Origin of the sequence: Buchnera aphidicola (Meitanaphis elongallis), assembly GCA_039830015.1 — a bacterium.
GTDB lineage: Bacteria > Pseudomonadota > Gammaproteobacteria > Enterobacterales > Enterobacteriaceae > Buchnera_B > Buchnera_B aphidicola_AU.
In genome coordinates this window covers 539,307-552,780 of record CP140033.1, presented here as the reverse complement: position 1 = coordinate 552,780, position 13,474 = coordinate 539,307, and the positions used below count along the sequence as shown (strand labels likewise).

Annotated in this window: 14 protein-coding genes and 1 tRNA gene; 13 read left to right on the top strand and 2 right to left on the bottom strand. The window is 27.8% G+C overall.

The window, feature by feature from the left end:
* Positions 1–35 precede the first annotated feature (35 nt).
* Positions 36–122: transfer RNA gene (locus U0T58_02500), tRNA-Ser, on the bottom strand.
* 832 nt (positions 123–954) lie between these two features.
* Between U0T58_02500 and aroK the strand changes: the two genes are divergently transcribed.
* The 4 genes from aroK to trpS all read left to right on the top strand — a co-directional run bounded on the left by aroK (position 955) and on the right by trpS (position 4,527).
* Positions 955–1,479 carry a shikimate kinase AroK gene (aroK, locus tag U0T58_02495; protein XBC42249.1) on the top strand — a complete coding sequence of 175 codons (525 nt, stop codon included), beginning with the start codon at positions 955–957 and terminating at the stop codon, positions 1,477–1,479.
* A 43-nt stretch (positions 1,480–1,522) separates the two neighbouring features.
* Positions 1,523–2,605, top strand: a complete 1,083-nt coding sequence (gene aroB, locus U0T58_02490; protein ID XBC42248.1) for a 3-dehydroquinate synthase — start codon at positions 1,523–1,525, stop codon at positions 2,603–2,605.
* A 191-nt stretch (positions 2,606–2,796) separates the two neighbouring features.
* Positions 2,797–3,459, top strand: coding sequence for a ribulose-phosphate 3-epimerase (gene rpe, locus U0T58_02485; GenBank protein ID XBC42247.1), 663 nt, complete (start codon positions 2,797–2,799; stop codon positions 3,457–3,459).
* Between the two features lie 66 nt (positions 3,460–3,525).
* The gene (gene trpS, locus U0T58_02480; protein XBC42246.1) at positions 3,526–4,527 is read left to right on the top strand and encodes a tryptophan--tRNA ligase; all 1,002 of its coding nucleotides are present in this window, start codon (positions 3,526–3,528) and stop codon (positions 4,525–4,527) included.
* Between the two features lie 5 nt (positions 4,528–4,532).
* On the opposite strand, the gene tsgA is transcribed toward trpS, so the two are convergent.
* Positions 4,533–5,678, bottom strand: coding sequence for an MFS transporter TsgA (gene tsgA / locus U0T58_02475; protein XBC42562.1), 1,146 nt, complete (start codon positions 5,676–5,678; stop codon positions 4,533–4,535).
* Positions 5,679–6,216: 538 nt separating this feature from the next.
* Between tsgA and fkpA the strand changes: the two genes are divergently transcribed.
* The 9 genes from fkpA (at position 6,217) to rpsJ (ending at position 13,436) form a co-directional block, all read left to right on the top strand.
* Positions 6,217–6,984 carry an FKBP-type peptidyl-prolyl cis-trans isomerase gene (fkpA, locus tag U0T58_02470; protein XBC42245.1) on the top strand — a complete coding sequence of 256 codons (768 nt, stop codon included), beginning with the start codon at positions 6,217–6,219 and terminating at the stop codon, positions 6,982–6,984.
* A 68-nt stretch (positions 6,985–7,052) separates the two neighbouring features.
* Complete coding sequence (gene tusD, locus U0T58_02465; GenBank protein XBC42244.1) at positions 7,053–7,439, top strand: sulfurtransferase complex subunit TusD; 387 nt, start codon at positions 7,053–7,055, stop codon at positions 7,437–7,439.
* 11 nt (positions 7,440–7,450) lie between these two features.
* Positions 7,451–7,810 carry a sulfurtransferase complex subunit TusC gene (gene tusC / locus U0T58_02460; protein ID XBC42243.1) on the top strand — a complete coding sequence of 120 codons (360 nt, stop codon included), beginning with the start codon at positions 7,451–7,453 and terminating at the stop codon, positions 7,808–7,810.
* A 10-nt stretch (positions 7,811–7,820) separates the two neighbouring features.
* On the top strand, positions 7,821–8,108 hold the full coding sequence (gene tusB, locus U0T58_02455; GenBank protein XBC42242.1) for a sulfurtransferase complex subunit TusB: 288 nt from the start codon (positions 7,821–7,823) through the stop codon (positions 8,106–8,108).
* A gap of 110 nt (positions 8,109–8,218) precedes the next feature.
* Positions 8,219–8,593 carry a 30S ribosomal protein S12 gene (gene rpsL / locus U0T58_02450; GenBank protein XBC42241.1) on the top strand — a complete coding sequence of 125 codons (375 nt, stop codon included), beginning with the start codon at positions 8,219–8,221 and terminating at the stop codon, positions 8,591–8,593.
* Between the two features lie 104 nt (positions 8,594–8,697).
* Positions 8,698–9,168 (top strand): 30S ribosomal protein S7, encoded by a 471-nt coding sequence (gene rpsG, locus U0T58_02445; GenBank protein ID XBC42240.1) that lies wholly within the window; start codon positions 8,698–8,700, stop codon positions 9,166–9,168.
* A gap of 94 nt (positions 9,169–9,262) precedes the next feature.
* Positions 9,263–11,374 carry an elongation factor G gene (gene fusA / locus U0T58_02440; GenBank protein ID XBC42561.1) on the top strand — a complete coding sequence of 704 codons (2,112 nt, stop codon included), beginning with the start codon at positions 9,263–9,265 and terminating at the stop codon, positions 11,372–11,374.
* A gap of 46 nt (positions 11,375–11,420) precedes the next feature.
* Complete coding sequence (gene tuf / locus U0T58_02435; protein ID XBC42239.1) at positions 11,421–12,605, top strand: elongation factor Tu; 1,185 nt, start codon at positions 11,421–11,423, stop codon at positions 12,603–12,605.
* Between the two features lie 516 nt (positions 12,606–13,121).
* On the top strand, positions 13,122–13,436 hold the full coding sequence (gene rpsJ / locus U0T58_02430) for a 30S ribosomal protein S10 (GenBank protein ID XBC42238.1): 315 nt from the start codon (positions 13,122–13,124) through the stop codon (positions 13,434–13,436).
* The last annotated feature ends 38 nt before the right edge of the window (positions 13,437–13,474 follow it).

Below are 13,474 nucleotides of genomic sequence, written 5' to 3'. Positions count from 1 at the left end.
AATTTAAATTCATTACTGTTATAGAGTAATCTTTGTGGTGAGAAAGGGATTCGAACCCTTGATACATGTTTTTGTATACACGCTTTCCAAGCGTGCTCCTTAATCCTCTCGGACATCTCACCAAAATATATAATTTTATACTATTTTAAAGTTATATATGAATTTTTTATAAATTGGTATAAGTATACGATAAATGTTATAAAAATAAAACGTTTTAAGTTGATTTTTTCATGCAATAACTTATAAAATTAGAGTATATATGTATGACATTTGTTAATTTATAAGATTTTAGAATGTGTGAATAAGTGTGATTAATGATGTTAATATTGTTATATATGTATTTACATATTTTTTATTTTTGTAATAAATATCGAAGTATAAAAGTAAGTATAAATTTTTTATATTATGTTAGTTTAAAAGTATTAAGTAAGAGTTTCAAATTTTTTATTAAAACAAAATTTTTTGTTTTATATTTAGGATATAATTACTTTAGTAGTATAATATTTAGGTTAAAATATCGTTGTCTTAGATATTTTTAAACTTTAGAATCATTAAATTATGTGTTATGTTTTACATATATAATGGATATAGCTTAATTTATGTAGTTAATATTTAAGTAGTATAAAGATTTTTAGTTTTATAAAAGTTTTCATGTAAATAATTGTTGATATCTATTTTGATAGACATTTATTTTATACGCTTAATTTGTGTAACTTTATATTATGTATAATGAATTACTTATTTTTTAGCATTATTTAAAGATAACTAGTAGAAATTTTATGAAGCATTAAGTTTAATTTGAATTAGTACTATTTTTCAAATAAATAGTATGTTTAGAATTTAATTTTAAGTTTTTTTAACTGTCAATTTATCTTAATGATTTTATCTCCTGCCAGTTTATGTGAAAACTGTGTATGATTATCGCTAACATATTAATTTTAATGATATAAAAAAATGGCAGAAAAACGAAACATCTTTTTAATTGGACCGATGGGTGCTGGAAAAAGTACTATTGGTCGTCAGTTAGCTCAACAATTAAACATGGAATTTTATGATTCTGATCAAGAAATTGAAAAAAGAACTGGTGTTGATATCAGCTGGGTGTTTGATGTAGAAGGTGAAGTAAAATTTAGAGAGCGCGAACAAAAAATAATTAGTGAGTTGACTAGTAGACATGGAATTGTATTAGCTACGGGTGGTGGTTCTATTAAGTTAAAAGAAACTAGAAATAAGTTGTCGTCTCGTGGAATTGTAGTATATTTAGAAACCACTATAGAAAAACAATTAATTAGGACTAAAAAGGATAAAAAAAGACCTTTATTACAAGTTAAAGATAAACCAACACAAGCTGTTTTAGAATCGTTAGCTATTGAAAGGAATCCTTTATATAGAGAAATAGCAGATATCGTTGTTTCAATGAATGAAAAAAGTATTAAGGCAGTAGTATTTCATATCATTCATTTATTGAATAAAAATTAGTTCTTAAATTTCATTATTTAAAATACTTTGGGATGTATTAATTTTGGATAAATTAGAAGTCTTTTTAGGAAGTAGAACGTATTGCATTAATATTGGATCGGCTATATTTGATACAGAAAATATTTTTTCTCCACTGCGTTCTGGTGATCAAGTTATGTTAGTTACTAATAATATAGTAGCTAATATTTGGAAGAATAGTGTTTATTTTCATTTAAAGAAACTTGGTATTAAAATAGATTGTGTTGTCTTACCTGATGGAGAAGCTACTAAAAATGTAGGTTCAATGGAATATATTATATCAGAATTGCTTAAAAATTTGCATGGAAGAGATACTACTGTAATAGCATTAGGTGGTGGAGTTATTGGTGATATATCAGGTTTTGTAGCTTCAATATATCAACGTGGAGTTAGATTTATACAAGTTCCTACTACATTGTTATCTCAAGTAGATGCTTCTATTGGTGGTAAAACGTCTATTAATCATGTTCTTGGAAAAAATATGATTGGTTCATTTTGGCAACCTACTTCGGTGATTATAAATTTAGATTGTTTATCTACATTGCCTAAAAATCAATTAATATCTGGTATGGCGGAAGTGATAAAGTATGCTATTATTTTTGATCATGCTTTTTTTGATTGGTTAGATGAAAATATTAATTATGTTTTAAAGTTAGATCCAATAGCAATGTCTTATTGTGTTCGAAAATGTTGTGAAATTAAAAAAATAATTGTAGAACAGGATGAGAGAGAAAATGGTTTCAGAGCTCTATTAAATCTTGGGCATACATATGGTCATGCAATTGAAGCTCATTTAGGATATGGGACATGGTTACATGGAGAAGCGGTATCAGTTGGAATAGTTATGGCTTCTGAAACTTCTGTATTATTAGGTTTGTTAAGTGTGTTTGAAAGAGATAGAATTATCAATTTGTTAAATAAGGTAGGTTTGCCTACGAAATGTCCTAAAAGTATGGTTGTTAGTTCTTATTACGAAAAATTTTTAAGAGATAAAAAAGTTATTTCGGGGATTATAAGGTTGGTATTACCTACGGCTATAGGAAAGGCCATGATTTATTCTAATGTAGAAAAAGATGTACTAATGTCTGTGATTAGTAGTTGTTTATAGGGTAGCAATGTTAGATCTAGTTATTTCATGTTAATGTACATAATAGATATATTTAAAAAAATTGTATGTATATCAATATAATTTTGAAATAGTATTTTGTTCTTTTATATTATTATTTTAGTTTTGTATGTTAAATTTAATGATATAACGATTATTTTGATCAGGTATGATAAGAACTAGTAGGAAAAATAATGAAATCTTTTTGGTTAGCACCTTCTATTTTATCTGCAAATTTTGCACGATTAGGAGAGGATATTAAAAATGTATTAGAAGCAGGAGGAGATATTATCCATTTTGATGTTATGGATAATCATTATGTTCCTAACTTAACTTTTGGACCTATGGTACTAAAATCTATTAGAAACTATGGTATTACTTCAGTGATTGATGTCCATCTTATGGTTGCTCCAGTAGATGATTTAATAGTTAAATTTTCTGAAGCAGGAGCTAATTTTATTACTATTCATCCTGAGTCAACTAATCATTTAGATCGTTCTTTAAATCTAATTAAAAATTGTGGTTGTAAAGTTGGATTAGGTATTAATCCTGCAACTACTTTAAACATTTTAGAACATGTAATGGACAAATTAGATATAATTTTATTAATGTCTGTTAATCCTGGATTTTCAGGACAGCAATTTATACCTACTATGTATAAAAAATTATTACAAGCACGAAAATTGATAGATGATAGTCGCTTAAATATTTTATTAGAAGTGGATGGAGGAATAAATTTAAAGAACTTTAAAAAAGTAGCATCTTGTGGAGTGGATATTTTTGTAATAGGTTCATCTATTTTTTTATCAAAAAACTATAAAAAGACTATTGAAGATATGCGTCGTATACTTAATTGAAAACAATATAAAATTAAAATATTTGGATTTATAAATTTCTAATGTTTTTATTTATGGAACGAAATAGTGAACAATATTAAAAAGATTTTGTTTAGCGCTATACAACCTTCTGGGCAGTTAACTATTGGAAATTATATTGGTGTAATACGTCAATGGAAAAAAATGCAAGATAGTTATGTATGTTTTTATTGTATTGCTGACTTGCATTCTATTACTGTGCGTCATTCATCTGTAGAACTGAAAAGGAATATATTAGATACAGTAGCTTTATATTTAGCTTGTGGTATTGATCCATATAAAAGTATTGTTTTTCTTCAATCACATGTTCATCATCATTCTCAGTTGTATTGGTTACTTACGTGTCATACTTATTATGGAGAATTGTCTAGAATGACACAATTTAAGAGTAAGTCTTTACAAAATGTTAAAAACATAAACGCTGGATTATTAAACTATCCTGTTTTAATGGCATCTGACATTTTGCTATATAATACTAATATTGTTCCTATTGGATGTGATCAAATTCAACATTTGGAATTGGTTTGTAAAATTGCATATCGATTTAATTCATGTTATGGTGATATATTTACTATTCCTGCTAAATATATAGTAAAAAATGGTTCTAACATTTTATCATTATTAGATCCAAATAGAAAAATGTCTAAATCTGATCTTAATAGTAATAATGTCATTTTTTTATTAGAAAATATTAAAAGTGTATCTAAAAAAATTAAGTTAGCTATTACTGATTCGAATAATCCTCCTAGTATTCATTATGACATAGTTAATAAAAAAGGAATATCAAATTTGTTAAACATTTTTTCTAGTTTGACAGACAAAAAAATTTCCGATTTAGAGAAAGAATTTTATGGAAAGTCATATATGTGTTTTAAATCAGATATAATTGAAGTTATATCTGATGTAATGAGTAAAATACAGTCTTCTTATTTTTATTATAGAAAACATGAAGATTATTTGAAAAAAATATTATATTATGGTGCATCTAGAGCGCGTACTAAAGCAAATAAATTGTTAAAAAAAGTAAAAGAGGTAATAGGATTTATTTAGTATTTTTATTTTTTAATATTGAGTAATATAGATATTATACATACTAGTCCATATAATATGTTAGATGTAATCAAAGCTGAGATAGATCCATAATTTTTAACGATGGGGCCAGTAACTATAAAGGTTAGTAATGTGCCTATTGTTCCGCTAGTTAAAATGAAATTAATTACTTTTGGAGAAGGTACTTTAGTTTGTTGAGATGCTAACGTAATTATAATAGTATAAATAGCACTAGAAAAGAAACCTATTAAGATTATAATTAGTCGTAATAATGTATAATTGTAAACATTGTTAAATATGTATATTAATAATGTGGATATTCCTGTTAGATATATAATTATATTTTTTGTATTAAAATATTTTAATACAAAACTGAAGATCCACATTCCTATCATATATGACATCCAAAAATTGCTTACTAATCTTCCAGCTTGGGTGATATTTAAGTTAATAGATTTTGTAACGTATTCTGGAATCCATGAAATAAAGCTTAGTTGTCCTAATATGTATAATAATGCCGACATTGATAAGTAAAAAATAGACATGTTCCATGGTTCTATTTTTTTATTTTTTATAGTTTGTAAATTTAAGATGGGAAACTTTAGGTTTAAAGTCAATACAAATATAATTAGGTAAAATATGCTTATTAAAGGATAGATCCAGTACCATGTAATATGATTGGAAAGTAGATATGTTGCAATTATTGGAAAAATAATACCTGACATGCTAAAACATGAATCGGTTAGTAATAATATAGAAGCTCTGTTGTTCTCTTTGTATAAATGAGTAATTAGAAAAGTACCTATAGACATAGTAACTCCGCTAACTATACCAAACATAAATATTCCTATGGAGAATGATGTAAGCGTATGATGGAATATTAGTATCCATATGGCTGTTATTGTGAGTATAAATCCGGCTATTAATTGTTTTTTTAATGTAATGACATTTATTAACCATGAATTTAAAAAAATAGAAATTAAAATTCCGGCATTTAGGAAAGTAAAAGTATTACTCATATTAGTGATAGGTACATCAAAATATTCAGATACATTGCCTAAAATTATGCCAGTAACAATGATTAATGCTCCTGTTAAGGCGTAGGAACAAAAACTAATACAAGTAAGTCCAATAAGATTTTTTTCCATTATTTTAGACCTTGTATAATGTAAAATTTATTAATAAGTTTTATATATAATTTAATGATAACAATGTTTGTTTTTGCACGTTAACAAGTATAGTAGCATGTATACATTTTTGACAACTTTTCATGTTGATTTATATCACTTAGTTGTTAATGAATAATGTTCTTAATATGAGTGTGTAATTTTCTTAAATATATTTATTAGGATAAGTTACTAAAATCAAATGTTAGATAAGTATTGAGTAGAATTTTAGTATTTTAAAACATATGTTATTACAAATATTTTATTTATTGTTTATAATTATTAGTTTTAATAAATTAATATTAATTTTATTATTGAAATTTTTTAAAAATTTAGATTATATATTTAGCTATTTAGGGATCACATAGCAATGATTTATCTATTAGTATTTAATATGTTATATTTTTGGAATATTAGTTCGTGATAAGTTGTGTTTTAAATTTTTTGTAGTAATTTTGTAAAATTGATTTTTAAAATAGTAATAAATTATTATTGAAACGACATTTTTTATTTTGGAGATATAATGCCCCTGTTTTTATTAAGAGGAATAGCAATAGTAATAATTATTTTTTGTTTACCTTCTATAGTGTTTTCAAAATCAGTAGATTCTAACTTAGTTTCGCCCCGCTCCAGTATATCTATTGATAAAAATTTTAAAAATGATAATGATCAGTCATCTTATGCATTAGGAGCGTCTTTAGGAAAGTATATAAATAATTTTTTTATAGATCAGAAAAGATTAGGAGTATTCTTGAATAAAAATATTTTATTGTTAGGTATTAAGGATGTAATTTTTTTTAATTCTAAATTGTCTACTAGTAAAATTTCTCAAATATTGAATCAATTAGAAAAAAGATTGTTAAAATTAGAAAAAGATATGGCAATTAAGGAAGTAAAAATAAATGCTATTCAGGGAGAAAAATATATTGAAAAAGTTTTAATGAAAAAAAACGTAAAGCGTTCGAGTACAGGTTTGGTTTTTTTTATAGAGAAAGAAGGTAAAGGATCATATCCAAAAAAAGATGATATTGTTACTGTAAATTATATTGGATCATTGGTTAATGGTAGTGAATTTGATAATTCTTATAAAAATAGAAAACCTTTATCGTTTCCTTTAAACAGTGTAATATTGGGTTGGCAAGAAGGATTAACATATATAAAAAAGGGAGGGAGAATTAGATTAGTAATTCCTCCGTCTTTGGCATATGGAGAGAAAGGAGTACCTGGAATACCAGGAAATTCTACTTTAATATTTGACATAGAATTAATTAATATAAAGCCTAATTTATAATAGAAAATAAGATGTTATATTGGTATATATAAGTTATTGTATTTTAAATTTTATAAATAAGAGATAGTATGAATTATACATTATTAGTAACTGGTCCTCCTTATGGTACTCAGAATGCTACTACTGCTTTTTTATTTTCTTGCGCTATTATAGCTAGTAAAAATAAGTTATTAAGTATTTTTTTTCATTTTGATGGGGTATTGAATGCTAACAAATTGATTTCATTTCCTTCTGGTGAATGTAATTTAACTGAAAAATGGGTAAGCTTACATTGTACATATTCTGTAAAGTTAAACGTATGTATCAGTGCGGCATTTAGAAGAGGTATTATTAAAAAAAATATAAACGATAAATTTTTTAAGGATATTGATAGTTTGAAATCATCTTTTTATTTAACTGGATTTAGTGAATTAGCAAGATATATAGAAAAAAGCGATCGTGTTATACAATTTTAATAATAAATTTTATGAAAAGTATAGCTTTTATTTTTTCTCATGTACCTTATGGAACTAGTTTAAGTCGTGAAGGATTAGATTCTGTTTTGTCGATTTCTATGATTAATCAAAATATTGCTATTTTTTTTATTGGTGATGGTGTGTTGCAATTAGTAAAAAACCAAAAACCGAATTATATTCTATCACACGACCATGTTTCTTCATTTGGAATATTGCCATTTTTTGGAATTAATAAGTTTTATTATTGTGAAGATTCATTGAAAGAAAGAGGTCTTTTTTGTAAACGTGATTTTTTTTTAGATATTTTTATTATTAATAGAATATGTATACGAAAAGAGTTAGAACAATATAATTTAATCATTAGTTTTTGAGGAATAGAATATGTTACATATTTTAATGCGTTCTCCTTTTGAAATTAATATGATACTATTAATAGATCTGTTAAAATCTAATGATGATATTGTTGCTTTGCAAGATGGTGTAATAATTTCGATAGATAATAATATTTTTCTTAATAGGTTGTTATCTGTTCCAATAGTTTTACATGTTTTAAAGCAAGATATTTGTGCACGTGGTATCCAAAATAAAATTTCTAATAAAGTGGTTGTTATAGATTATTTAAAGTTTGTATGTTTGACAATAAAACATGAAAAACAAATATCCTGGTAGATTTAAGCATTGTTATATTTTATTTATTAAAGCAAAATAGTTTTATTTAAGTTATATAAGATTTATTTTGTATAAATTTTTATTTTAATACGAAATAATTAGGATTTATAATGACTACGGTTAATCAATTAGTTAATAAACCTCGTTTAAGAAAAATTGTAAAAAGTAATGTTCCAGCTTTGAACAAGTGCCCTCAAAAAAGAGGCGTATGCATTAGAGTATATACTACTACTCCAAAAAAACCTAATTCTGCGTTACGAAAAGTTTGTAGAGTTCGTTTAACTAATGGATTTGAAGTTACTTCTTACATTGGAGGTGAAGGTCATAATTTGCAGGAGCATTCAGTGATTTTGATTAGAGGTGGTCGTGTGAAGGATTTGCCTGGAGTTCGTTATCATGTAGTAAGAGGAGCATTAGATTGTTCTGGTGTAAAAGATAGAAAGAAAAGTCGTTCTAAATATGGTGTTAAAAAACAAAAATCATAATGATGTTTATTTTTAATTACAGTAGACATTTAAAGTATATATTTATATTTCAAAAAAAATAAAAAATGAGTTCTGATTAGTATTTATGTGAATCGGAGAACGTTATGCCAAGACGTCGTATTATTGGACATCGAAAAATTTTATCAGATCCAAAGTTTTCTTCTGAAATTGTTGCAAAATTTATCAATATAATAATGGTAAATGGAAAAAAATCTATTGCTGAAGAGATAGTTTATAATGCGTTAAAAATTCTATCTAAACGTACGAAAAAGAATGAATTGGAGTCATTTGATTTAGCTTTAGATAATGTTCGTCCTACTGTTGAAGTCAAATCTCGTCGTGTTGGAGGTTCAACATATCAAGTACCGGTAGAAGTTCGTGCAGTTCGAAGACATGCTTTAGCTATGAGATGGATAGTAGATGCTGCTAGAAAACGCACTGATAAGTCTATGTTTTTAAGGTTAGCTAGTGAATTATCGGATGCAGTAGAAAATAAAGGATCTGCTGTAAAGAAACGTGAAGAAGTTCATCGAATGGCAGAAGCTAACAAAGCTTTTGCACATTATCGTTGGTAATTAAAAAATGTGTAAATTTTAATTTATTTATGGTTAATTTTAATTTATATATAAGGATTTTATTTATATAGAAATTCAAAATTAGAGGAACATGATGGGACGTACTACACCAATAATACGATATAGAAATATAGGAATTAGTGCTCATATAGATGCTGGAAAAACCACCACTACTGAGCGTATTTTATTTTATACTGGTGTGAATCATAAAATTGGTGAAGTGCATGATGGTGCAGCTACTATGGATTGGATGGAACAAGAACAGGAAAGAGGAATTACTATAACTTCAGCTGCAACTACTACATTTTGGTCTGGAATGGCTAAGCAATTTTTGTCACATAGAATTAATATTATCGATACTCCTGGACATGTAGATTTTACTATAGAAGTAGAAAGGTCTATGAGAGTATTAGATGGTGTTGTTATGGTTTATTGTGCTGTAGGTGGAGTTCAACCTCAGTCAGAAACAGTATGGAGGCAGGCAAACAAATATAATGTTCCTAGAATTGCTTTTGTGAATAAAATGGATCGTATGGGTGCAAACTTTTTTAATGTGATTAAACAAATAAGAGCCAAGCTTGGTGCTAATCCTGTTCCTATTCAATTAGCTATTGGATCGGAAGATAATTTCATTGGTGTTGTAGATTTGATAAAAATGAAGGCAATTCATTGGAATGAATTAGATCAAGGAATTACGTTTACTTATGAAGATATTCCTGATCATTTGAGAGAGTTATCTAAAGAGTGGAATCAAAATCTTATTGAAGCTGCAGTAGAAAATGATGAACGTTTAATGGATAAATATTTAACAGGACAAGCAATATCTGAACAAGAAATTAAAACGTCTCTTCGCGAACGTGCGTTAAATAATGAAATTATTCCTGTTACTTGTGGATCTGCGTTTAAAAATAAAGGCGTACAAGCATTGTTAGATGCAATAGTGGAATTTTTACCATCTCCTAATGATGTCGTTTCTATTAAAGGAGCATTAAAAGATGCAAATAATACTTCAGTCTTACGTTGTTTTAATGATCAAGAACCTTTTTCTGCATTAGCTTTTAAAATCGCTACAGATCCATTTGTAGGTAATTTAACTTTTTTTAGAGTTTATTCTGGTGTTGTCAGATCGGGAGATATGGTTTTTAATTCTGTAAAACATCAAAAAGAACGTTTTGGACGTATTGTTCAAATGCATGCAAATAAGAGAGAAGAAATAAAAGAAGTTCGAGCAGGTGATATAGCTGCTGCTATTGGTTTAAAGAGTGTAACTACAGGTGATACTTTATGTGATCCTAATCATGTAATTGTGTTAGAGAAAATGGATTTTCCAGATCCAGTTATCTCTATAGCAGTTGAACCAAAAACTAAGATAGATCAAGAAAAAATGGGTATTTCTTTAAGTAGATTAGCAAAAGAAGATCCTTCTTTTCGAGTGTGGACTGATAAAGAATCAAATCAAACAATTATTTCTGGTATGGGAGAATTGCATTTAGAAATAGTTGTCGAGAGAATGAAAAGAGAGTTTAGTGTCAGTGCTAATGTAGGAAAACCTCAAGTAGCTTATCGAGAAACTATTCGGAATAATGTAAGCAACGTGGAAGGTAAATACATAAAACAATCTGGTGGAAGAGGTCAATATGGACATGTTGTAATTGATTTGTTCCCTTTAGAATCCAGTCAAGAAAATTATAAATTTATAAATGATATTAAGGGAGGAGTTATTCCGGGAGAATATATTTCAGCTATTGATAAGGGAATACAAGAACAATTACATAGTGGACCCTTAGCTGGTTATCCTGTAGTTAACATTGGTGTTCGTTTACATTTTGGCTCTTATCATGACGTTGACTCTTCTGAAATTGCATTTAAGTTAGCTGCTTCACTAGCGTTTAAAGATGCTTTTAAGCATGCGCAACCAATACTCTTGGAACCTATTATGCAAGTTGAAGTAGAAACTCCAGAAGAATATATGGGTGATGTAATAGGCGATTTGAATAGAAGAAGAGGAATGATTGAAGGAATAAGAGATTTATTAATTGGAAAAATAATTTCTGCTCAGGTCCCATTGTCCGAAATGTTTGGTTATGCAACTGATTTGCGTTCGCAAACGCAAGGAAGAGCATCTTATTCAATGGAATTTTTAAGATATGTAGAAGCTCCGAATACTATAGCAGCTTGTATTATTGAAAAAAGAGAAAGTAGATAGTTTGAATTTTATATTATTTTTAATGTTTTTAAAAAGGGAAATTGTTGTGTCTAAAGAAAAATTTAAACGTTTAAAACCTCATATAAATGTAGGTACTATTGGTCATGTTGATCATGGAAAAACTACTTTAACAGCAGCTATAACTACTGTTTTAGCAAAAAAATACGGGGGATCTGCACGGGCTTTTGATCAAATAGATAATGCTCCAGAAGAGAAAGAACGAGGAATTACAATTAACACATCTCATGTAGAATATGATACTAGCACAAGACATTATGCACATGTAGATTGTCCTGGACATGCCGATTATATAAAAAATATGATCACTGGGGCAGCTCAAATGGATGGTGCAATTTTGGTAGTAGCAGCTACTGATGGTCCTATGCCCCAAACTCGTGAACATATCTTACTAGGTAGACAAGTAGGAGTACCTTATATTGTTGTTTTTTTAAATAAATGTGATATGGTTAATGACGAAGAATTGTTAGAACTGGTAGAAATGGAAGTACGTGATTTATTAACTCAATATGATTTTCCTGGTGAGAAAACTCCAATTATACGAGGTTCTGCTTTAAAGGCATTAGAAGGTGATCTTACATGGGAAGAGAAGATTTTGGATTTATCTAATGTATTAGATACATATATTCCTGAACCTAAAAGATCTATTGATCAACCTTTTTTGCTTCCTATTGAAGATGTTTTCTCTATATCAGGTCGTGGAACGGTAGTTACTGGTCGGGTAGAGAGAGGAATAATTAAAGTAGGGGAAGAAGTAGAAATTGTAGGTATTAAACCTACTTCGAAGACAATATGTACTGGTGTAGAAATGTTTCGTAAATTATTAGACGAAGGTCGAGCAGGAGAAAATATTGGAGTATTACTACGAGGTACTAAACGTGACGATATTGAAAGAGGTCAAGTATTGTCGAAACCAGGAACGATTACTCCTCATATAAAATTTGAATCTGAAGTGTATGTATTATCTAAAGAAGAAGGAGGACGTCATACACCTTTTTTTAAAGGATATCGACCTCAATTTTATTTTCGTACTACGGATGTTACTGGTTATGTTGAGCTTCCAGATGGAGTAGAGATGGTTATGCCAGGAGATAATATTAAAATGCTTGTTACGCTTATTCATCCTATTGCTATGGCCGATGGATTAAGATTTGCAATTCGTGAAGGTGGAAAAACTGTTGGTGCTGGGATTGTAGTTAAGGTTATTGATTAAAATGTAATGTGTATTTTATATATAGTAGATATTAAGTCAAGAAAAGAAATTGGAGTTTTAGCTCTTTTCTTGATTTTTTTATTTTTATGTTTTTAAATTAAAATTATATCATGTATTAATGAATATAAACTTTTAAGATAAATTATAAAAAGATAATGAATTTTATTACTTCATGCTTTATAATGATCTTAGGGAGAAGTTGTTTCATATATAATAGTATCTAAAATGTGTTAAAAATTTATGCACCATGTGCAGTAAATGTTAGTATAGTAATACTTATAGCTATAGAATTACTATTAATTTTAATTACATTTCATAATTTGTTCACATCTGAACGTTATATATGTTTCTGACTATTATATATCTTTTTTAATAGTTTACACTGTTTTTGGCGACGCTTATTAAATTTTTTAAGTATGTTCTTTTTACGAACTAGAAGTTTAATATTAACATATTCTTTTTAGAATTGAAAAGAAGAATGTTTTGTGATCTTTATATTAAGGGAGTTTTTGTTTTATGCAGCAGAACCAGAGAATACGTATTCGTCTTAAAGCTTTTGATCACAGATTGATTGATCAATCAACTTCAGAAATCGTGGAAACAGCAAAAAGAACTGGAGCACAGGTTCGTGGTCCTATTCCTCTTCCTACACATAAAGAACGATTCACTGTACTCATTTCTCCTCATGTAAATAAAGATGCTCGCGATCAATATGAGATTCGAACACATAAGCGGCTTATTGATATTGTTGAACCTACTGAAAAAACAGTTGATGCCTTGATGCGGTTGGATCTTGCTGCTGGTGTAGATGTACAAATCAGTTTAGGTTAATCGTATGAATAAATGATTAATTAAAGGGATTGAAGCAA